This is a genomic window from Streptomyces sp. NBC_01381, from assembly GCF_026340305.1.
GTDB lineage: Bacteria > Actinomycetota > Actinomycetes > Streptomycetales > Streptomycetaceae > Streptomyces.
Genome location: NZ_JAPEPI010000002.1, coordinates 856,340 through 875,930, shown reverse-complemented (window position 1 = coordinate 875,930; position 19,591 = coordinate 856,340). Strand labels below are relative to the sequence as shown.

The window sequence follows — 19,591 nt, the reverse complement described above, 5'->3', positions numbered from 1 at the left end:
TCAGTTCCCTCCTGTCGTCGTACCGGTGGCGAATGCCGGCTCCGGATCGCCGTCCGAGCCCGTGGCGACCAGGCCTTCCGTGTCCTTGGCTCCGAGGCGGCGCGCCTGCTGCCGGGCCTCGGCGCCTGCCTTGCGCCCCTTGCGCTCCTTGATCAGCGTGAAGGCCCAGATCGTGATCGGGGCGAGCGAGATGGCCATCGCAAGGACGGCCCAGGTGCGCATCGCCACATGGGTGTGGCCGAGCACGAACGAGGCGGCCAGCGAGGTGGCGAGCAGGGCCGCCCAGAAGAGATGGATGCGGAAGGTGAGCACCCGGTCCGGGCTCGCGCCGCCGCCCTTGGGGGTGACCACGAAGCGGCTCGGGCGGCGCAGGAGGGCGGCGCCGAGCGACTTGGCGTAGATGGGCGCGGAGAGCGCGGACATCGCCATGCCGGCCAGGCCTCCGGAACCCTCCGGCTCGTGCGGGGAGACGTTGTGCCGCCGGTTCCAGAGGTAGAGCCCGACCTGGAGCGCGGCCGCGTCGCTGTAGAGCATCAGCCACACGGACGCGGCGACCTGCGTACCGGACGCCCCGAACCACAGGAAGAGAACACAACTCAGCACGCCGAGCAGCCAGTTGACGGCCGTCATCGGGTAGTAGACGAGCATCATCGTGTACGAGAACAGCCGGCCGGGCGGCATCGTGAACGGCGCCTTCCAGTACTGCTTGAACAGCGTCTCGTACGTCCCGCGCGACCAGCGCATCTGCTGGGTGAAGAAGTCCGTCCAGAAGGCGGGCCCCTCGCCGACGGCGAGCACGTCCGGGGTGTAGACGGACCGCCAGTGCCGCCGGGTGGCGGGGTTCTTGTGGCGGTGCAGCTCGAAGCCGGTCGCCATGTCCTCGGTGATCGAGTCGTAGAGACCGCCGATCTGCAGGAGCGCCTTGATCCGTACGACGTTGTTGGTGCCGACGAACATGGGGGCGCGGTAGCGGTTGCCGGCGCGCTGGATCAGCGCGTGGAAGAGGAACTGCTGCGACTCGGCGGCTTTGGTGACGGGGGTGTCGTAATTCCCGTAGACCTGAGGCCCGACGACGAACGCGACATCTTCGTCCCGGAAGTAACCCATCATCCGCTCAAGGAAGTTGGGGAGCGGGACGTGGTCGGTGTCCACGGAGGCGAAGAAGTCGTAGCCGCCGCCGTGCATCGCGAGCCAGGCGTTGTAGTTGCCGTGCTTGGTGCGGGCCTTGTGGACGCCCTGCTCGCGGTTCCACTCGGGCACGCCGTTGCGGGTGAAGTGCCGGACGCCGAGCTCCGCGCAGAGGGCCTTGGCCTCGTCGTCGTCGCCCTCGTCCAGGAGCCATATGTCGAGCGGTCCGTCATGACGTATGCGGGTCGCGCCCTCGAGGGTGGCGCGGACCATGGCCAGGGGTTCCTTGCCGGGGACGTACGTGGTGAGGAAGGCGACCCGCGTGCCCGGCTCGGGAACGACGGGTATCGGGTCTCTCGCCACCATCGTCGCGTGGGCGATCGATATGACATTGACGAGCATGAAGAGCTCGATGAGCCCGATCGCCACGAGCATCGTGATGTCGAGGCCGATGAGCCAGCTGTCGGCGCCCTCGCGTTCCGTCCAGTGGGTCGGCCAGACGAGATAGACGAGGAGGAGGCCGGTGAGGACGGGGGCGAGCGTCATGAGGAGGACGGCTCGTATTCGGTGCGGCTCGCCGGAGAGGAGCTTGGTGTACTGCACCCGATAGCAGCCGTCGCCGTCCGGCTCGGTGAGTGGGCCGGCGATCGTGCTGTGGGTTTCGTAGTTGTAGCCCTCCGACCGCACAGCGCCTCCAGGTCTTCGATGATCTGGCGATGGCAGGTTCTGATGCGAACGAGCCAATACCCATACGAAAAGGGAGTTTTCGCCGGGTGTCGAACCGGACTCGTCCGTGTGAGCGGTTTTGGGGCGAGCGGTTTCACCGGGGTTGCGGAGCGGGCCCGCTCCTGCTGTGGAGTGTCAGCGCGGAGGGGGCGCCTGCCTGGAGCGCCAGGAGTGCGCGGGGACATACGGCGGTTTCTGATCCCACCAGGCGCGATGGGCACCGGCGGAGTGCGGGGCGCGCAGGGTGTGGGCACCGCGTATCAGCGCGATGAAGACCGCGGTGAGGGCAGCCAGCTCCAAGTGGTTCGGGCTGCCTCCGACGACCTTGATCGTGTGGCGGCGTATCACCAGGACACCGGCAGGGTCTTGGGCCCTCGGATCAGGCCACCCGTCTGCCACTCGATCCGCTCGGGCGGCACCGCGAGCGCGAGTGCGGGGTAGCGGTCGAGCAGCGTGGCGATGATGATCTCGGATTCCATCCGGGCCAGCATCGAGCCCACGCAGTGGTGGGGGCCGTTCCCGAAGGCCATGTGGGCGATGGGCCCCCGGTCGAAGTCGAGCGTGTCGGGGTTCGGGAAGGCCTCGGGGTCGCGATTGGCCGCGAGGTACGAGGAGTAGACCGCCTCACCGGCCCGGACCACGACACCGGCGATCTCGACGTCCTGCGAGGCGATCCGCGGGAGGCCCACTCCGCTGCGGTGCGGGATGTAGCGCAGCAGCTCGTCGACGGCCTGCGGCATCATGTCCGGTTCGGCGCGCAGCCGTTCCAGCTGCCGCGGATGGGTGAGCAGGGCGTAGACCATGTTGGCGCTGTTGTTGCGTACGGCGTGTGCGCCACTCACCAGGATGGCGGTGGCCAGGGAGATGGCCTCCGGCTCCGTGATCTCACCGGCGTCGGAGGCCGCGGCGAGGACCCCGGCCAGGTCGTCCCTCGGCTCCTCGCGACGCCGGGCGAGCAGACTGACGACGCACTCACGGACGGTCGTCCTGGCGTCGCCGCTCCGCTCGGGGGCCGGGCCGGGAGTCGTGATCAGGTTCGCCCAGGACGTCATGCCCTCCCGCATGTCCTGGTCCATTCCCAGCAGGTCGGCGACGGCCGCGAGCGGGAAGGGGCCGTGCAGGTGCTCCACGAGGTCCGCCGGTGAGCCGTGCCGCTCCATCGCGTCGAGCAGGCTGTCGGCGGTGGCCTGCACGGAGGGCCTGAGCTTCTGCATGCTCTTGGCGGTGAACGCTCGCGCCACCACGCGGCGCATGTCATTCAGGCGTGGCGGGTCGGCGTAGTCGAGGGACGCCTGCCGGGAGGCGATCGCGTGCGGGGAGGAACTGGTGACCGTACGCCCGACCAGCTCCTCTCTGCTGAAGCGCGGGTCGGTCGTCGCCGCCTTGACGTGGGAGTAGCGCGCCATCAGCCAGGCGCTGCCCTCGCCGAACGGCAACTGGATCCGAGTGGCCTGCTCGTGCCGCAGCCGGTCGCTGAGGAAGGGGTCGAACTCGAGACCCTCCAAGTCGTCAAGGCCCCAGCAGTGGACCGTCTCGTCCGAAGCCGGCTCCGTCTGCGGCCCGAGGACCGTGCGCGGCTCTGACGTCATGGTTCATCTCCCTGTTTCGATGTCAGCTTTCCTGTCGCTCCCAGCGGTCGATTCCGCCGGATATCGGCTGTGGCATGCCTTCCCTCTCGCCGCTCGATCCGCCTTCCGCCTCGCCCAGCGTCACCGGAATGGCCCCTAGCCACCGGCGGATCAGTCCCGCGCGCGCATTGCGCACGGGTCCGTGAGGCTTTGTCGAAACAGGAAGGGAGAGCCACTGTGGCGACTCTGTGCAGACCGACGGTGTCCGTGCCCGAGTACGTGATCACCATGGAGCAGACCCTCGACCTGGCCCGGTACGTTCATCCGGACCATCCGCAGCTCGAACTGGCTCTGCGGCTGATCGAGAACACCGGCGTCGCGAAGCGGCACTTGGTGCGCCCCATCGAGGAGACCCTCGCGCACCCCGGCTTCGAACAGCGCAACGCCGTGTACGAAGCCGAGGCCAAGGCACGGGTGCCGGCGGTGGTGCGTCAGGCGCTGGCCGACGCGGAAATGCGCCCGGTGGACATAGACCTGATCGTCTACGTGTCGTGCACCGGCTTCATGATGCCGTCGCTGACCGCGTGGCTGATCAACACGATGGGGTTCCGCACCGACACGAGGCAGTTGCCCATCGCCCAGCTGGGGTGCGCGGCGGGCGGAGCGGCGGTCAACCGCGCGCATGACTTCTGCACCGCCTACCCGGAGGCGAACGCCCTGATAGTCGCCTGTGAGTTCTGCTCCCTGTGCTATCAGCCGAGCGACTTGGAGGTGGGGAATCTCCTCTCGAACGGCCTGTTCGGTGACGGCGTGGCTGCCGCCGTCGTCCGGGGCCGCGGCGGCACCGGCATCGAACTGCGGCGCAACGGCTCGTACATCATTCCCCGGACGGAGGACTGGATCGCGTACGAAGTCAAGGCCACCGGGTTCCACTTCAGGCTCGACCGACGCGTTCCCGGCACCATGGAGCCGCTCGCCCCGGTGCTGAAGCAGCTGGCCCACGCCCATGGTTGGGACGCCGCCGCCTTGGATTTCTACATCATCCATGCCGGTGGCCCGCGCATCCTCGACGACCTCAGCAAGTACCTCGGTGTGGCATCCGAAGCATTCCGCTTCAGCCGGGCCACACTGACCGAGTACGGCAACATCGCGAGCGCCGTCGTCCTGGACGCGTTGCGCCGGCTCTTCGACGAGAACGGCACCTTCGACACCGCGCGAGGTCTCCTGGCGGGGTTCGGCCCGGGCATCACCGCCGAGGTCGCACTGGGCAACTGGACCACGGGGCGAGACACCGCTTAGGCGAGACCACTCAGGCGAGACCACTCAGGCGAGAGACCGCGTCACGGAGGAATCGGAACGATGCTGAGGGACGGCCCCGACACCTCGAAGCCACCCATCACGCAGTGGCCCGCCCTGGACCTGGACGGGGTGGACTTCGACCCCGTCCTCGCCGGACTGATGCGGGAGGGGCCGGTGACCCGCATCAAGCTTCCCAACGGAAGCGGGTGGGCCTGGCTCGTCTGCCGGTACGACGACGTGCGGATGGTGACCAACGACCCGCGGTTCAGCCGCAAGCTGGTCGCCGAGCACGATGTCACCCGTCTGGCCCCCCATTTCATCCCCGCCCCCGGCGCGGTCGGCTTCGAGGACCCACCCGACCACACACGACTGCGTCGCGCCGTCGCCGGAGCCTTCACCGCCGGCGGTGTGGAGCGCCTTCGTACGCGGGCGCGGGCGATTCTCGGCGAACTCGTCGACGGGATGCTGAGCGACGGACCGCCCGCGGACCTGACCGAGCGCCTGCTCGCACCCTTCCCCCTCGCCGTCGTATGCGAGCTGATGGGCATTCCGGAGGCCGACCGTCCCACGGTGCACACGTGGACCACCCTGATCCTTTCCTCGGCCAAAGGCGCGCAACGCAGCGAGCAGGCCAAGACGGACATGCTGGCCTACCTCGGTCAACGCCTGCGCGAGGGGCGCGGAACGGGCGGTGACAACGTCATCGGGCTCCTCGTCAAGGCCGTCGAAAACGGAGAGGTCACCGAAGAGGAAGCCACCGGCCTTGCCCTGCTCATCCAGATCGGTGGCGAGGCCGTCACCAACAACGTGGGCAACATGGTCTACATCCTGCTCACCCGGCCCGACCTGCTCGAGCGGCTGCGGAACACACCCGAGCTGCGGCCCTCGGCGCTCAACGAACTCCTGCGCTACATCCCGCACCGCAACGCCGTCGGGCTCTCCCGGATCGCCCTCGAAGACGTCACGATCGCCGGCCACCGCATCCGCGCGGGTGAAGCGGTCTACGTCTCCTACCTCGCCGCCAACCGCGACGCGGAGATCTTCCCCGACCCCGACGAGCTGCGGCTCGACCGCTGCCCCAACCCGCACGTCTCCTTCGGGTACGGACCGCACTACTGCCCCGGCGCCGTGCTGGCCCGCCTGGAGTCCGAACTGCTCATGGACGCGGTGCTCGACCGCTTCACGGAGCTGCGGTTCACCGTCCCCCCGGACGAACTGCGCTGGCGCCCCGGAGCACTCATCCGAGGGCCCGAGGGGCTCCCCGTGACCTGGTCATGACCGCGCACCTCGCCCGCCCTGGACTGCTCGTCCCCCCTGGCCACGGCCGGACCCTGATCACCGCCGCCCAGCAGGTCACGTTCAAGGTCACCGGGGAGCACTCCCGGGTGAGCTCCAGCTTCGAGGTCGTCGTACCGCCCGGCTTCGACGTCGGGGCGCACCTGCACACGCGCAGCGAGGAGCTGTTCTACGTCCTCGAAGGCGAACTCGACGTGATGGCGTTCGAGCCGCGCGTCCGCACCGGGGACGACTGGCGGCACTGGCGGGCACTCGACGGCCGCCGGGTCGTCCGTGCGACTCCCGGAACCGTCATCGTGGTTCCGCCCGGCTGCCCGCACGCCTTCGCGAACCCCACGGGCGAACCGGCCCGCATGTTCTTCCAGGCCTCGCCACCACCGGATCACGAGCGGTACTTCGAGGATCTCCTCACCCTGCTCGACACCGGCGACCCACCGGACCCGGCGGCGATCCAAGAACTGCGGGCCCGCTACGACATCGAGCAGCTCACTCCGCTGCGCCACGGCCTGTCCTGACCACCAGGGCACCCTCATCCCAATACCACCAGGGCACCCTCACGCCATTCTCATGCTCGGGAGACCCGGCCCACTGCGGTGCACCGTCAAGAGGTCAACAACCTCTACCCCCGCAACGGCGACTCGACCCGGCACGTACCAGCGCGGCGGAGGCCAGGTGTTCGGCAACGACGGCAACAAGTGCAAGGTGAAGCACGCGTCGACCGGCGACCGGATCCGCAGCTCAATCGCGAGCTGCCCCTGAGGGACGGCGGCCGGGGTGTGCGCCATGGGCGCGCTCCACGGACAGGCCGCCGGGAAGCATGAGGAACGTCAGGACGACGCCGGCGACGAAGATGACCGCCGATGCCGTGAAGACGGTGTGATAGCTCGCCAGGGCGGCCCGAGCCTCGACGTCGGGCGTGGGCCGCCTGCCCGCCAGGTAGGCGGCTGCGGAGCCGGCGGCGAGGGTGCTCATGAGCGCGGTGCCGAGGCCGGTCGCGACCTGGGCCGGCACGATGTCGACGACGTACGCGCTGTCCGGCGAGAGGTCGGTCATCCATGCCATGCCGGCCGCCGAGTCTGCGGAACAGGCCCGTGCCGCTGCCGATCGCACTGAGCACCATGGATCCGGACATGGGCATGAAGGCCAGACCTGTCTTGGCGGGGCTGTATCCGCGGGTGTGCTGCAGGTAGTACGTGAGGAACAAGAAGACGCCGAACATTCCCATGCCGGTGATGAACACGGCCGCCAGAGCCGTCCCCCGGACGCGGTCGAGCACGATACGCAGGGGCAGCAGTGGATGCCGGGCCCTGCCCTGCCACCACACGAACGCGGCGATCAGCACGGCGGCGGCCGTGAGGAAGCCGCAGCTGTCCGGGGACGTCCAGCCGTGGTCGCCGGCTTCCGCGAGGCCGAACACCATGCAGAAGACCCCGGACGAGGCCAGTGCGGTGCCGGGCAGATCGAGCCTGGGAGGAGCGGTGGGCCGCCGCCTCCTGAGCAGCAGTGCGCCGCCGGTGAGCCCCCCGAGGCGGCGATGGCCCCGAACACGCCGAACGCCCTGCCGCGTTCGGGGCCGACGAATGTCGTGGTGAGCAGGGCGAGGGCAGCGGGTACAAGGAGGGCCGCGAACACGCCTTGCAGGGCGCGGGCCGTCACCAGGACCTCGAAGGTGGCCGCGGCGCCGCCCAGTGCGGAGGGCAGGGCGATGTTCACGATGGTGGCGTCGAGGACGACCATGAGCCCTGGGTGAGGCCGATGACCGCGAGGATCTTCCAGCGGCGCGGATCGGGCGGCGGTGCCCCCTCGGGGCGCCCGTGGCTACGGAGTGCGTGCAGGGCCGCGTCAGGGCCGCGCCCGGCGGAGGCGGTGGCGGACCGCACGCTGGGCCAGTGGGCCCAGGTCCTCAACTGCCGTCACCAGGAGGGACAGTTGCTCCAGAGCATCCAGCGCCCTGTTCGCCCCATCGGCATCCACACCTTCGTACAGCTCGATCCCTACGAAGGACGCCGCCAGCGCCTTGGCAAGACCGGACGGATCGGCGAACTCCCCCAGGGGAGTTGTCGAGAGGACCCGGGTCAGGACCTTCTCGATCTCTTCGATCCAGAGGGCCAGGCCCGCCGCCGTGGCGGGGGCAAGACGGGGCTGCGTCTGAGCCCCCGCCAGGAGCTGGCCGAGGACGGCGACATGACCGGCCGCCCGCTCCTCCTCGTGCATCTGCCTCCCGAACTCAAGGAGTTCGGACAGGGAGGACACCGCCGCCAGGCGGTCCCGGTAGCGGGACACCCGCTGCTCCGAACCGTGCCTGCACGCCGCCGCCAGCAACTCGTCCACCGACCCGAAGTGATAGAAGACCAGCGCCTGATTCACCCCGGCGGCAGCCGCGATCGTGCGCGCCGACGTCTTGGCGATGCCCTGTTCGATGAGGGTGCGCAAGGTGCCCTCGAGCAGCTTCGTCTTGGTGTCGGCGCTCACGCCCGCGCCTCCTCGCGGACAGGCCGAAGGCCCGCCCGTACACCGCAGGCGCGGACATCGGCGTACGTGGCCGTGAAGGAGCCCTCGTACCCGAAGAGCGGCCCGAAGTGCCGGTTCACCACCCGGACTTGGATACGGAAGCGGCCCGTCCTGTCGTCGAAGGACTCCCGGACCTCGGCGTCACCGCCGATCAGCCCAGGAACGCGGACGTCCACCGGCCCCTCCCGGAAGCGGTGCTCTCCGGAGCGGATGAGCAGCGAGCCGTCCGGCTCCACCCGGGGGTGGAGGTCGCTCGCGAGGTGCTGGTGGGTTCCCAAGTAGTCGAGGATCCGGTCCCGGCTCGGTGCGAGGACCATCTGGGCGTCGAAGCGCCGGGAGCGGCCCGGCAGGTCGAAGGTGCGCACGAAGGTCACCGTCTCACGGCCGAACGAGTCGGCGTACGGCACGTTCTCGATGGTGAAGGGGACGTTCCGGCCCACCCTCGGGACGAGGATGTTGCGGGTGCCGCCGACGACCAGGAAGGGCTTCACGAAGCCCCTGCCGTGCCAGATGCGGTCCATCATCCCTCGGCCCGTGCACGCCTCACCGCTCGCGAGGCCCACGGAGAAGCGGCGCTGGAGCTGCGGGTGCAGCCGGTCGAAGTCGGGGCCGAGCACGGTGCGGAAGATCGACGGCGTCATGACGGCTGCTCCTGGAGGGTGGTCAGAATGCGGGGTGCACGCGTGCGTGGCGGTGGCGTACGAAGGCACCGGCGCGCCGCCGGCGTCACGGGCAGCGGCGGCACGAGGAACGCGAGCGCCAGCACCGCAAGGGCCACGACCGGCGCGGCGAGCACCGCCGCGAGCACACAGCCGGCCCGGAAGGCGGCCTCGCCGAGCGCGTGCAGCAGCTGCCGCTCGGGGGTGATCCCCCGCTCCAGCCACAGCCGCAGCCGGTCGAAGGACCACGCCGTGGCCCAGCCCATCAGCGGCCGGAAGAGGGCCCGGTCGGCACAGACACCGAAGCGGCCCCAGCGCGGCCGGTAGTCGTACCCGGTGAGGAAGCGGACGCCGCCGTCCGGGGCGGGTACGTAGCGCCAGTAGCCCGAGCCCTCCTGGAGCAGCGACAGCGGATGCTGGGATGCGAACCGCAGCGCCGACGTCCTGGTGCCGTCGGGGCGGCGCTTCTCGCCCGCGGAGATCCCGGTGCCCGCGATGGTGAGGAAGGGCAGTACGCGCGTGCCGTACCGGAAGTGCTGCGGCTCCCCCGCGACCTGCGGCAGGTAGTCGATCTCGGTGAAGCGCAGGTCCCAGCGCTGGTGCTGTGAGGGCTCCTGCGTACGCGCCCAGAGCTCGTCGAGGCCGGCGGCTATGTGCGCTTCGACGTACAGGCTCACGGCGTATCCCCCAAGTCAGTGCATGCACGTTCGGCATGTTTGAGCGACTGCTCAAACAGACCGTACGGGGATTTGAGCAGTCGCTCAAGTCCGTCGGGTCGACCACGGAGACACAAGGTCGACCGCCGAGACACAAGAAAGCCCCCGCCGTTGCCGGCGGGGGCTCTCAGAAGTCTCGGGGCGTCACTGCGAAAGGTGGCGCTCCACCGTCTCGACCTTCGACGTCATGCCGTCCGTCACCCCGGGGCGGATGTCCGCCTTCATGACGACGGAGACGCGCGGCGCACGCGCCTCGACCGCCGCGACGGCACGCTTGACGACGTCCATCACTTCGTCCCACTCCCCCTCGACGGAGGTGAACATCGCGTCCGTCCGGTTGGGCAGTCCCGATTCGCGGACGACGCGGACCGCGTCGGCGACGTACTCACCCACGTCCTCGCCGACGCCGAGCGGCGTCACGGAGAAGGCGACGATCATGCGCCGACGACCCCCTCGCGGCGGGCGCGCGACGCGATCACGGCGGCCTCGGCCTCACGCTTCAGCTTGCGCTCGGCGAAGAAGCCGCCGGTCGGCAGGACGGAGAGGACGAAGTAGAGGGCGGCCGTCTTCCCGTTCCACTTCGTGCGGTTCCAGGCGTCGAGCCAGAAGAGCACGTAGAGGACGAAGAGCACGCCGTGGATCATGCCCATGGCCGGCACGGCGTTGAAGTCCGTGGTCCGCTTGAGCACCGAGCAGACGAGCAGCAGCAGGAAGGAGACGGCTTCGGGGGCCGAGACCAGACGGAGGCGGCGGAGTGCGGATGCGGTCTTGATGTCCACGGATCACCTTCGGGGGAGGACGGAGGGGGTGAGGGGCGGGCCGCTCGCCGCGATCTTGTGAATGCACGCACAAGCGACCCCCATTGTGACATCGGGGTGTTCTCGGGGTTCGCTCAGGGGCCGTTGCCCTGTTCCGAGCGCATATCCGACGGCTACCGTCGATACGTGGCAACGTTCCGACTGCAAGGCAGCAGGGTGCTCGCCGTGGACATGTCCGGCGACGCCGTCAAGGCGAAGAACGGCTCGATGGTCGCGTACGACGGCCAGATGGCCTTCAAAAAGATGTCCGGCGGCGGCGAGGGCATACGGGGCATGGTGACCCGCCGCCTCACCGGCGAGCAGATGACGGTGATGGAGGTGAAGGGGCACGGCACCTGCTGGTTCGCCGACCGCGCCACGGAGATCAACCTCGTGGAGCTGCGCGGCGAGAAGCTCTTCGTCGAGTCGAGCAACCTGCTCTGCACCGACGCGGGCCTGCACACGGGCACCAGCTTCACCGGGCTGCGCGGCGCCTCACAGGGCAACGGCCTGTTCACCACGACGGTGGAAGGCACCGGCCAGGCGGCGATCATGTCCGACGGCCCCGCGGTGGTCCTGCGCGTCAGTCAGCAGTACCCCCTGACCGTGGATCCCGGGGCGTACATCGCCCACCAGGGAAACCTCCGCCAGAACCTCCAGTCGGGAGTCACGTTCCGTACGTTCATGGGCGAGGGCGGCGGCGAGGCCTTCCAGATCCGCTTCGAGGGCGACGGTCTGGTCTACGTCCAGCCCAGCGAGCGGACCACGATGGCGGGGGACGTCTGACATGCCCTTCCGAGAGATCAACTCGAAGGTGGTCGAGGCGACGGTCCTGCCGGGCCAGAAGCTGTTCAGCCAGCGCGGCGCCATGCTCGCCTACAAGGGGGACGTCTCCTTCACGCCCAACATCCAGGGCGGGCAGGGCGGCCTCGCGTCCATGATCGGGCGCAGGGTCGCCAATGAGGCGACGCCTCTGATGACCGTCGAGGGCAGCGGCACCGTCCTCTTCGGGCACGGCGGGCATCACATCCAGGTGATCGCCCTCTCCGGAGACACCCTCTATGTGGAGGCGGACCGGCTGCTCGCCTTCGACGGCACGCTCCAGCAGGGCACGATGTTCATGGGCTCGCAGGGCGGCGTGATGGGCATGGTGCGCGGCCAGGTCACCGGGCAGGGACTGTTCACGACCACCCTCAAAGGACAGGGCGCGGTCGCCGTCATGGCGCACGGCGGGGTCATCGAGGTGCCGATCACCCCGCAGCGCCCGGTGCACGTGGACCCGCAGGCCTATGTGGCGCACCACGGCGACGTGCGCAACAAACTCTCCACGGCGCTCGGCTGGCGCGACATGGTGGGGCGGGGCTCGGGCGAGGCGTTCCAGCTGGAGCTGTCAGGGAGCGGTGCGGTGTTCGTCCAGGCGTCGGAGGAGAAGCTGTGACCCCCTCAATGCCCGCGGGCGGACCCCCCGGGAACACGGTGTTCGACCCGATGACGCTGCCGAGCGACGACAGCGTGAACGCGTACACGTTCTGCGTGGAGCTCAAGGGGAGCCAGTGGTTCCTGCAGAAGGGGAAGATGATCGCCTACTACGGGTCGATCGACTTCAACGGCATCGGGCACGGCCGCCTGGACCGCCTGGTGCGCACGAGTTTCCATTCGCCCCTGCACGCGAGCGACTGGGTCGTGGCGGAGGGCCAGGGCAAGATGCTCCTCGCCGACCGGGCCTTCGATGTGAATTCGTACGACCTCGAGGACGGCAACCTGACCATTCGCTCGGGCAACCTCCTCGCTTTTCAGCCAACTCTCGCCCTGAAGCAATCAATCGTTCCGGGCTTCCTGACCCTGATCGGATCCGGAAAGTTCGTGGCCGCGTCGAACGGTCCTGTGGTGTTCATGGAGCCGCCGATCCGCGTCGATCCGCAGGCCCTCGTGGGCTGGGCGGACTGCCCTTCGCCCTGCCATCACTACGACCACGGATACCTGACGGGGGTCATCGGGGGCGTGCGGGCACTGACCGGGATCGGCGGGACCTCGGGCGAGGAGCACCAGTTCGAGTTCGTGGGGGCGGGGACGGTGCTGCTGCAGTCCTCGGAGATGCTCATGGCAGACCAGGCGACGGGTGCGGTGCCGCAACAGGCGGGGGTGCCGGGCGCCGGGGGTGCACCCGGTCAACACGGACAGCAGCCGGGACAACCACGCCTTCCCGGACAACTGGGGGACCTCCAGCGTCGCTTCGGCCTGTGAGCGGTAGTCTGCGGAGTGTGACGACGAACGTCTGTGCCCCTCCGTGACATGGAGGGTGAGAGGCGCGTGTCACACACCCCCATTCGTTCACCTTTCAACTTCTTAGGTAGAATCGATTTCATGGAGACCGATACGGCCCCGCAGTGGCTGACCAACGAGGAACAGTGCGCCTGGCGCACCCACGTGGAGGTCAACAGGATGCTGACATACCAGCTCGAGAAAGACCTCCAGCCGTTCAACCTGACCATGAACGACTACGACATCCTCGTGCATCTCTCCGAGTCGGACGAGAAGCGGATGCGTATGAGCGATCTCGCGGCCGCCACGCTGCAGTCCAAGAGCCGCCTGTCCCATCAGATCACCCGCATGGAGAACGCGGGCCTGGTCCGCCGGGAGAACTGTGAGTCCGACCGGCGCGGCCTCTACACCGTGCTCACGGACGAGGGCATGGAGACCATGAAGAAGGTCGCCCCGCACCACGTGACCTCGGTCCGCCGGCACTTCATCGATCTGATCTCGCCCGAGGCGCTCGGCGAGCTCCACAAGGCACTGACCCCGATCGCGGAGCACTTGCGCGCGCAACGGGGCAAGCCCTGACGCTCAGCCGGACCGCGGCGCGAGGGGCACCCTGAGTTCGAAGAGCGCTCCCCCGCCGGGAGCCTCCTGGACCGTGAGCGTGCCGCCGTGCCGTTCGGCCACGTCCCGCGCGATGGCGAGGCCCAGACCGGCCCCGCCGTCATCACGGGTGCGTGCGTCGTCGAGCCGTACGAAGCGCTCGAAGACGTGCTCGCGCTCGCTCTCCGGCACACCGGCCCCGTCGTCTGAGACCGCGAGGACCGCCCAGGCCCCTTCGGCACGGGTGGCGACCGTGACGTGGGTACGGGCGTGGCGCTGCGCGTTGTTCACGAGGTTGCCGAGCACGCGCGCCAACTGGCCGCGCGATCCGGCGACTTCGGCGCCCGACAGGTCAGTCCGCACCTCGACGCGGTCCCTCGTCCGCTGGGACAGCTCCTCGCGGGCGAGGGCCGCCAGGTCCACCCGCGTCGCGCCGGGCTTCTCCCCGGCGTCCAGGCGGGCGAGCAGGAGCAGGTCGGCGGCCAGCTCCTGAAGGCGCACGGTGTCCTCGACGGCGCCGTCCACATCCAGCAACTCCGGGTGTGCCGCGCCCACTTCGAGCTGGGTGCGCAAGGACGCGATGGGGCTGCGCAGTTCGTGCGAGGCGTCGGCGACGAAGCGGCGCTGGCGTTCCACCGACGCCTGCAGGGCGGCGAGCGTCTCGTTCGTGGTCCGGGCCAGGCGGGCGACCTCGTCATGCGTGTCCGGCTCGGGCACACGCCGCGCGAGGTCCTCCGAGGCAGTGATCGCCGCCATCTCGGAGCGGATCGCGTCCACCGGGCGCAGGGCGCGCCGCGTGACCAGCCAGGTCACCGCGGCGATCACGGCGAGCAGCAGCGGGAAGCCGATGAGCAGGGATGTCAACGCCGTTGACATCGCGCTCTGTTGGGACTCCAGCGAGCCGCCCGCGTAAACGGTGAGATCGCCCTTCTTCTCGACGCTCACCTCGACCTCGGCGAAGCGGTAGTCCTCCGTCTCGCCGTCGACGGTCGCCGAGCCGTCGGTGAACTTCTTGTCGTCGGACAGCTCACCGCGTTCGAGCGCTTCCTCCGCGCTGTCGTCGTCATCGTCATCGTCGCCGCCGGGCGCGGGGGACGCCTGCTCGGGCTTGACCGCGGCGGTGCCCGTGCCGCTGATGCGCTCCAGGTCCTCGCTGGCCGCGACCAGTCGGCCGTCGGCGTCGACGATCTGCACGGGGTTGTCCTCGCCCTCGGGCAGATCCAGCTTGTCGTACGCGATGTCGGCGGTGATCTGCGAGGCCAGTCGCCGGGCCGCCGAATCCGCGTCGGACTCCGCCTCGCCGATGAGACTGAACCGCAGCGAGAGCAGCACGGCGGCGCCCGCCGCGACCAGCGCGACCGCGACGACGAGGCTCGCGCCGAGGGTGGCTCTGGCCCGGACCGAACTGAACAAGCGGCTCATCGGGGGGCCTCCAGGCGGTAGCCGGCGCCGCGCACCGTCTTGATCAGCCGCGCCCCCAGCTTGCGCCGCAGGGCACTCACGTACACCTCGACGATGTTGGGGTCGCCCTCGTACGCGAAGTCCCAGACATGCTCCAGGATCTCGCCCTTGGAGACCACCTCGCCCCGGCGCAGGACGAGCTGCTCCAGGACGGCGAACTCCTTTGCGGTGAGCGTCACTTCATCGCCGTCGTCGTTGCCGTCGCCACCGCGGAAGACGCGGCGCGCGGCGGTGTCGACCTTCAGGTCTCCGAGGGTGTGGACCGGGGACGGGCCCGCGTTGCCGCGGCGGCGCAGCAGCGCCTTCACGCGGGCCACGAGCACGACGTACGAGAAGGGCTTGGTGAGGTAGTCGTCGGCGCCCGTGTCGAGCCCCTCGGCCTCGTCGTACTCGCCGTCCTTCGCGGTGAGCATCAGGATCGGTACGTCGTGACCGGCCGCGCGCAGGGTGGCGCAGACGCGGTAGCCGTTCATGCCCGGGAGCATGATGTCGAGGATGACCAGGTCGTACGTTCCCTCGCTCGCGCGGTGCAGTCCGTCGACGCCGTCGTGGACGACGTCGACGGCGTAGCCCTCGGCGGTCAGGCCCTTGGCGAGCGACAGGGCAAGCCGCTTCTCGTCCTCCACGATCAACAAACGCATGCGCTCAGGGTCCCAGAGCGAACCTGAAGAGTTCTTCAGGCACCTTCAGGCTGGCTTCAGCATCACTCAGCCAGATTGTTCCTCGTCGAAAGCGAACGGCCGCTGAACGGTCGGACCGACTCGGGAGGAACCCTCATGAAGCGCAACATCGTCATCGCCACCGTCGCCGCCGTGGCCCTGATCGGAGGCGGCACGGCGACAGCGATGGCCGTCACCGGCGACGACGAGTCGACCGCCGCCAAGCAGTCCAGCGTCCAGGTCAAGGACGACGACGGGCAGGACGACGCCACGGAGAACAAGACCGAGGTGAAGGTCGCGAAGGTGACGGCCGCCGACGCGATCAAGGCGGCGCTGGCCAAGCAGTCCGGTACGGCGGTCTCCGCGGAGCTGGACGACGAGGACGGCGGCAGCCTGTACTGGGACGTCGACCTGGTCGGCAAGGACGGCAGCTGGCACAGCGTCCAGGTCGACCCCGGCACCGGCAAGGTGCTCGGCTCGCACACCGAGCGGGACGAGGACGGCGACGCCGAGCGGGTGGCCGCCGTCCTGAAGGGCGCCTCCACCACGGCCGAGGACGCGGCGAAGGCCGCGGCGGCCAAGGGCACGGTGACGTCCGTGGACCTGGATGACGACGGTGCGGCTACCGCCTGGGACGCGGAGACGGTCGCCTCCGGCGGGGTTGAGTCGGACTGGCACGTGGACCTGCGGTCGGCCGCGGTGACCCCTGACCGCGGCGACAGCGCCGACCACGACGACAGCGACGACAGCGACGACAGCGACGACTCGGCGCACGACGACCGCGACGGCCAGGACGACTGACGTCGTACCTGCCGCTTGAACCACGGGGCCCGCGCTCTCTCCCCCGGAGGGCGGGCCCCGTTTCGTGCTCCTTGGCGCCGGGCACCAAGCCGCCGCTCCGCGGCGGACCTTTCCCGCCCGCCCACCCGATTACCCCGCAGGGGATCGGGCGGGTGGGTGGGAGACCGACCGCGGAGCGGGGAAACCCCCGGCACCCGCCCGGCTCAGGGGCAGCCCCAGCCCGCCCTGCGGGCACCGCGGGACCAGCCCAAGGTCAGCCGGGCGCCCGCGCCAGCACCCTCAGCCCGAAGTCAGCCCCGCGACCAGCTCGTCCGCCGCCGCATAGGGATCCAGCTCGCCCGCGACGATCCGCTCCGCCAGCGCCGAGAGACGCCGGTCGCCGTGCAGATCCGCGATCCGCTCCCGCAGGGCCGTCACCGCGATGGTCTCCACCTCACGGGCGGCCCGCGCCGCCCGGCGCTCCGCGAGGACGCCCCGCTCCTCCATCCACGCCCGGTGCTTCTCCAGGGCCTCGACGACCTCGTCGATCCCCTCGCCCCGCGCGGCCACCGTCTTCACGATGGGCGGGCGCCAATCCCCCGCGCCGCGGGACTCCCCGAGGCCCAGCATGTGGTTCAGCTCGCGCGCCGTCGCGTCCGCGCCATCACGGTCCGCCTTGTTCACGACGTACACATCGCCGATCTCCAGGATTCCGGCCTTCGCCGCCTGGATTCCGTCGCCCATGCCGGGCGCCAGAAGCACCACCGACGTGTCCGCCTGCGAGGCGATCTCCACCTCGGACTGGCCGACGCCCACCGTCTCGACCAGGATCACGTCGCAGCCCGCCGCGTCCAGGACGCGGATCGCCTGCGGTGCCGACCACGCGAGGCCGCCGAGGTGGCCCCGCGTCGCCATCGAGCGGATGTAGACGCCGGGGTCGGACGCGTGCTCCGACATGCGGACCCGGTCGCCGAGCAGGGCGCCCCCGGAGAAGGGGGAGGAAGGGTCGACGGCCAGGACGCCGACCCGCTTCCCCGCCCGCCGGTACGCCGACACCAGCGCCGACGTCGAAGTCGACTTGCCGACACCGGGCGAACCGGTGAGGCCCACCACGTACGCATGGCCCGCCAGCGGAGCCAGCGCCGCCATGACCTCACGGAGCTGCGGTGACGCCCCCTCGACCAGTGAGATCAGCCGGGCCACGGCCCGCGGCCTGCCCTCGCGGGCCTGCGCCACCAGGGAGGGGACGTCCTGCATGTCAGACAGCTCCGTTCCAAGACGTAGGGAAGGTGTGCACGCGGCAACGCGTCAGGCCTTCGCCACCTTCACGATCAGCGCGTCGCCCTGGCCACCGCCACCGCACAGCGCCGCAGCGCCCACGCCGCCGCCGCGCCGCTTCAGCTCCAGGGCGAGGTGCAGCACGACCCGCGCGCCGGACATCCCGATCGGGTGACCCAGAGCAATGGCCCCGCCGTTGACGTTCACCTTTTCCGAGGACACCCCGAGGTCCTTCATTGACTGCACCGCGACCGCGGCGAAGGCCTCGTTGATCTCGATCAGGTCCAGGTCCTCGACCGCCAGGCCCTCCTTCTTCAGGGCGTGCTGGATGGCGTTGGACGGCTGCGACTGGAGCGAGTTGTCCGGGCCGGCCACGTTGCCGTGCGCCCCGATCTCGGCGATCCAGTCAAGGCCAAGCTCCTCGGCCTTGGCCTTGGACATGACCACGACCGCGGCCGCGCCGTCGGAGATCTGCGAGGACGTGCCCGCGGTGATCGTGCCGTCCTTGGCGAAGGCGGGGCGCAGCTTGCCCAGGGACTCGGTGGTCGTCTCGGCGCGGATGCCCTCGTCCTTGGCGAAGAGGACCGGGTCGCCCTTGCGCTGCGGGATCTCGACCGGGGTGATCTCGGCCTCGAAGATGCCGTTCTTCTGGGCGGCCGCGGCACGCTGGTGGGAGGCGGCGGCGATCGCGTCCTGCTCGGGGCGTGCGATGCCCAGGCGGGTGTTGTGCTTCTCCGTGGACTCGCCCATGGCGATGTTCTCGAAGGAGTCGGTCAGACCGTCGTACGCCATCGAGTCGAGCATCTCGATCGCGCCGTACTTGTAGCCCTCGCGGGACTTGGGGAGCAGGTGCGGCGCGTTGGTCATCGACTCCTGGCCGCCGGCGACGACGATGTCGAACTCGCCGGCGCGGATCAGCTGGTCGGCGAGCGCGATCGCGTCGAGCCCGGAGAGACACACCTTGTTGACGGTGAGTGCGGGGACGTTCATGGGGATGCCCGCCTTGACGGCGGCCTGCCGTGCCGGGATCTGCCCTGCCCCGGCGGTGAGCACCTGGCCCATGATCACGTACTGAACCTGGTCGCCGCCGATGCCGGCCCGGTCGAGCGCGGCCTTGATGGCGAAGCCGCCCAGGTCGGCGCCGGAGAAGGACTTCAGGGAGCCGAGCAGGCGGCCCATGGGCGTGCGCGCGCCCGCGACGATCACTGAGGTGGTACCGGTCGTTCCAGACATGTGAACGGCCCCTTGGGAGGAGAGGTTAATGAGGGTTTACTTGAATGTACTGAGCGGTACGGCGTGCGTCATCGGGGCCTGGGTGTGATCGCGCGCACGTTGCGTAATCGCCGCCGGAAGGGCTGCACTTAAACCATGCTGACGCGAATCGATCACATCGGGATCGCCTGTTTCGACCTCGACAAGACCGTCGAGTTCTACCGGGAGACTTACGGCTTCACGGTCTTCCACACCGAAGTCAACGAAGAGCAGGGCGTACGCGAGGCCATGCTCAAGATCAATGAGACGAGTGACGGCGGGGCTTCCTACCTGCAACTCCTCGAACCCACCCGCGACGACTCCGCCGTGGGCAAGTGGCTGGCCAAGAACGGCGAGGGTGTGCACCACATCGCCTTCGGCACCGCTGACGTGGACGGCGACGCCGCGGCCATCAAGGACAAGGGCGTACGAGTCCTTTATCAGGAGCCCCGGATCGGGTCGATGGGGTCGCGCATCACCTTCCTGCACCCCAAGGACTGCCACGGCGTGCTGACCGAACTCGTCACCTCGGCAGCTCAGGAGTCACCGGAGCACTGACCTCCGCATACTTGGGCCGGTAAGGTTGGGGTCGGCCGTCCGAAG

General features: G+C 69.5%; 22 protein-coding genes. 9 read left to right on the top strand and 13 right to left on the bottom strand.

The genetic code is table 11. The features are described 5' to 3' along the window. The 3 genes from OG453_RS25760 to OG453_RS25755 form a co-directional block, all read right to left on the bottom strand. Window positions 1-1,815: a cellulose synthase catalytic subunit gene (locus OG453_RS25760; protein ID WP_266870855.1), complete on the bottom strand. Its 1,815-nt coding sequence runs from the start codon at window positions 1,813-1,815 to the stop codon at window positions 1-3. A 174-nt stretch (window positions 1,816-1,989) separates the two neighbouring features. Continuing rightward, window positions 1,990-2,202, bottom strand: coding sequence for an acyl-CoA carboxylase epsilon subunit (locus OG453_RS45370; RefSeq protein ID WP_353962303.1), 213 nt, complete (start codon window positions 2,200-2,202; stop codon window positions 1,990-1,992). Continuing rightward, entirely contained in the window at window positions 2,199-3,443 is a 1,245-nt protein-coding gene (locus OG453_RS25755) for a cytochrome P450 (protein WP_266870854.1), read from the bottom strand. Before OG453_RS25755 ends, OG453_RS45370 begins: the two co-directional genes overlap by 4 nt. 189 nt (window positions 3,444-3,632) lie before the next feature. Between OG453_RS25755 and OG453_RS25750 the strand changes: the two genes are divergently transcribed. From OG453_RS25750 to OG453_RS25740, 3 genes are read left to right on the top strand one after another with little or no spacing between them, the layout of a single operon-like run. Next, entirely contained in the window at window positions 3,633-4,721 is a 1,089-nt protein-coding gene (locus tag OG453_RS25750; protein ID WP_266870853.1) for a type III polyketide synthase, read from the top strand. A 60-nt stretch (window positions 4,722-4,781) separates the two neighbouring features. Next, window positions 4,782-5,999, top strand: coding sequence for a cytochrome P450 (locus tag OG453_RS25745; RefSeq protein WP_266870852.1), 1,218 nt, complete (start codon window positions 4,782-4,784; stop codon window positions 5,997-5,999). Further along, the gene (locus OG453_RS25740) at window positions 5,996-6,532 is read left to right on the top strand and encodes a cupin domain-containing protein (protein WP_266870851.1); all 537 of its coding nucleotides are present in this window, start codon (window positions 5,996-5,998) and stop codon (window positions 6,530-6,532) included. Before OG453_RS25745 ends, OG453_RS25740 begins: the two co-directional genes overlap by 4 nt. A gap of 223 nt (window positions 6,533-6,755) precedes the next feature. Here the strand turns inward: OG453_RS25740 and OG453_RS25735 are convergent, their stop codons facing one another. The 6 genes from OG453_RS25735 to OG453_RS25710 form a co-directional block, all read right to left on the bottom strand. Further along, complete coding sequence (locus OG453_RS25735; RefSeq protein ID WP_266870850.1) at window positions 6,756-7,079, bottom strand: hypothetical protein; 324 nt, start codon at window positions 7,077-7,079, stop codon at window positions 6,756-6,758. A 780-nt stretch (window positions 7,080-7,859) separates the two neighbouring features. Further along, complete coding sequence (locus OG453_RS25730) at window positions 7,860-8,489, bottom strand: TetR/AcrR family transcriptional regulator (protein ID WP_266870848.1); 630 nt, start codon at window positions 8,487-8,489, stop codon at window positions 7,860-7,862. Next, window positions 8,486-9,169 carry a DUF4166 domain-containing protein gene (locus OG453_RS25725; RefSeq protein WP_266870847.1) on the bottom strand — a complete coding sequence of 228 codons (684 nt, stop codon included), beginning with the start codon at window positions 9,167-9,169 and terminating at the stop codon, window positions 8,486-8,488. The genes OG453_RS25730 and OG453_RS25725 overlap by 4 nt, the downstream gene beginning before the upstream one ends. Further along, window positions 9,166-9,864: a hypothetical protein gene (locus OG453_RS25720; RefSeq protein ID WP_266870846.1), complete on the bottom strand. Its 699-nt coding sequence runs from the start codon at window positions 9,862-9,864 to the stop codon at window positions 9,166-9,168. The genes OG453_RS25725 and OG453_RS25720 overlap by 4 nt, the downstream gene beginning before the upstream one ends. Before the next feature lie 183 nt (window positions 9,865-10,047). Beyond that, the gene (locus tag OG453_RS25715; protein ID WP_135330232.1) at window positions 10,048-10,341 is read right to left on the bottom strand and encodes an MTH1187 family thiamine-binding protein; all 294 of its coding nucleotides are present in this window, start codon (window positions 10,339-10,341) and stop codon (window positions 10,048-10,050) included. Continuing rightward, on the bottom strand, window positions 10,338-10,682 hold the full coding sequence (locus tag OG453_RS25710) for a DUF3817 domain-containing protein (protein ID WP_266870845.1): 345 nt from the start codon (window positions 10,680-10,682) through the stop codon (window positions 10,338-10,340). The genes OG453_RS25715 and OG453_RS25710 overlap by 4 nt, the downstream gene beginning before the upstream one ends. 165 nt (window positions 10,683-10,847) lie before the next feature. Here OG453_RS25710 and OG453_RS25705 point away from each other — a divergent pair, with 165 nt between their 5' ends. From OG453_RS25705 to OG453_RS25690, 4 genes are all read left to right on the top strand, one after another. Continuing rightward, window positions 10,848-11,486 (top strand): AIM24 family protein, encoded by a 639-nt coding sequence (locus OG453_RS25705; RefSeq protein WP_266870844.1) that lies wholly within the window; start codon window positions 10,848-10,850, stop codon window positions 11,484-11,486. Window position 11,487: 1 nt separating this feature from the next. Further along, a complete protein-coding gene (locus tag OG453_RS25700) occupies window positions 11,488-12,138 on the top strand; it encodes an AIM24 family protein (protein WP_266870843.1) in 651 nt (216 codons plus the stop codon). 8 nt (window positions 12,139-12,146) lie between these two features. After that, a complete protein-coding gene (locus OG453_RS25695; protein ID WP_266873127.1) occupies window positions 12,147-12,944 on the top strand; it encodes an AIM24 family protein in 798 nt (265 codons plus the stop codon). 120 nt (window positions 12,945-13,064) lie between these two features. Next, complete coding sequence (locus OG453_RS25690; RefSeq protein ID WP_266870842.1) at window positions 13,065-13,541, top strand: MarR family winged helix-turn-helix transcriptional regulator; 477 nt, start codon at window positions 13,065-13,067, stop codon at window positions 13,539-13,541. A 3-nt stretch (window positions 13,542-13,544) separates the two neighbouring features. Here the strand turns inward: OG453_RS25690 and OG453_RS25685 are convergent, their stop codons facing one another. Further along, on the bottom strand, window positions 13,545-14,981 hold the full coding sequence (locus tag OG453_RS25685) for a HAMP domain-containing sensor histidine kinase (protein ID WP_266870840.1): 1,437 nt from the start codon (window positions 14,979-14,981) through the stop codon (window positions 13,545-13,547). Next, entirely contained in the window at window positions 14,978-15,661 is a 684-nt protein-coding gene (locus tag OG453_RS25680; protein ID WP_266870839.1) for a response regulator transcription factor, read from the bottom strand. The genes OG453_RS25685 and OG453_RS25680 overlap by 4 nt, the downstream gene beginning before the upstream one ends. A gap of 135 nt (window positions 15,662-15,796) precedes the next feature. Between OG453_RS25680 and OG453_RS25675 the strand changes: the two genes are divergently transcribed. After that, window positions 15,797-16,480, top strand: coding sequence for a PepSY domain-containing protein (locus OG453_RS25675; protein ID WP_266870838.1), 684 nt, complete (start codon window positions 15,797-15,799; stop codon window positions 16,478-16,480). A 279-nt stretch (window positions 16,481-16,759) separates the two neighbouring features. On the opposite strand, the gene meaB is transcribed toward OG453_RS25675, so the two are convergent. Together meaB and OG453_RS25665 are read right to left on the bottom strand one after the other, a co-directional pair. After that, window positions 16,760-17,716: a methylmalonyl Co-A mutase-associated GTPase MeaB gene (gene meaB / locus OG453_RS25670; protein WP_135330224.1), complete on the bottom strand. Its 957-nt coding sequence runs from the start codon at window positions 17,714-17,716 to the stop codon at window positions 16,760-16,762. A 51-nt stretch (window positions 17,717-17,767) separates the two neighbouring features. After that, window positions 17,768-18,970 (bottom strand): acetyl-CoA C-acetyltransferase, encoded by a 1,203-nt coding sequence (locus OG453_RS25665; RefSeq protein WP_266870837.1) that lies wholly within the window; start codon window positions 18,968-18,970, stop codon window positions 17,768-17,770. A gap of 135 nt (window positions 18,971-19,105) precedes the next feature. Between OG453_RS25665 and mce the strand changes: the two genes are divergently transcribed. Beyond that, entirely contained in the window at window positions 19,106-19,546 is a 441-nt protein-coding gene (gene mce / locus OG453_RS25660; RefSeq protein WP_249587713.1) for a methylmalonyl-CoA epimerase, read from the top strand. The last annotated feature ends 45 nt before the right edge of the window (window positions 19,547-19,591 follow it).

Coding starts and splice junctions, on each gene's coding strand:
- OG453_RS25755 (WP_266870854.1), bottom strand. CDS start 3,443: ATGACGTCAGAGCCGCGCACGGTCCTCGGGCCGCAGACGGAGCCGGCT.
- OG453_RS25745 (WP_266870852.1), top strand. CDS start 4,782: ATGCTGAGGGACGGCCCCGACACCTCGAAGCCACCCATCACGCAGTGG.
- OG453_RS25740 (WP_266870851.1), top strand. CDS start 5,996: ATGACCGCGCACCTCGCCCGCCCTGGACTGCTCGTCCCCCCTGGCCAC.
- OG453_RS25735 (WP_266870850.1), bottom strand. CDS start 7,079: ATGGCATGGATGACCGACCTCTCGCCGGACAGCGCGTACGTCGTCGAC.
- OG453_RS25725 (WP_266870847.1), bottom strand. CDS start 9,169: ATGACGCCGTCGATCTTCCGCACCGTGCTCGGCCCCGACTTCGACCGG.
- OG453_RS25715 (WP_135330232.1), bottom strand. CDS start 10,341: ATGATCGTCGCCTTCTCCGTGACGCCGCTCGGCGTCGGCGAGGACGTG.
- OG453_RS25700 (WP_266870843.1), top strand. CDS start 11,488: ATGCCCTTCCGAGAGATCAACTCGAAGGTGGTCGAGGCGACGGTCCTG.
- OG453_RS25695 (WP_266873127.1), top strand. CDS start 12,147: ATGCCCGCGGGCGGACCCCCCGGGAACACGGTGTTCGACCCGATGACG.
- OG453_RS25690 (WP_266870842.1), top strand. CDS start 13,065: ATGGAGACCGATACGGCCCCGCAGTGGCTGACCAACGAGGAACAGTGC.
- OG453_RS25685 (WP_266870840.1), bottom strand. CDS start 14,981: ATGAGCCGCTTGTTCAGTTCGGTCCGGGCCAGAGCCACCCTCGGCGCG.
- OG453_RS25680 (WP_266870839.1), bottom strand. CDS start 15,661: ATGCGTTTGTTGATCGTGGAGGACGAGAAGCGGCTTGCCCTGTCGCTC.
- OG453_RS25675 (WP_266870838.1), top strand. CDS start 15,797: ATGAAGCGCAACATCGTCATCGCCACCGTCGCCGCCGTGGCCCTGATC.
- meaB (WP_135330224.1), bottom strand. CDS start 17,716: ATGCAGGACGTCCCCTCCCTGGTGGCGCAGGCCCGCGAGGGCAGGCCG.
- OG453_RS25665 (WP_266870837.1), bottom strand. CDS start 18,970: ATGTCTGGAACGACCGGTACCACCTCAGTGATCGTCGCGGGCGCGCGC.
- mce (WP_249587713.1), top strand. CDS start 19,106: ATGCTGACGCGAATCGATCACATCGGGATCGCCTGTTTCGACCTCGAC.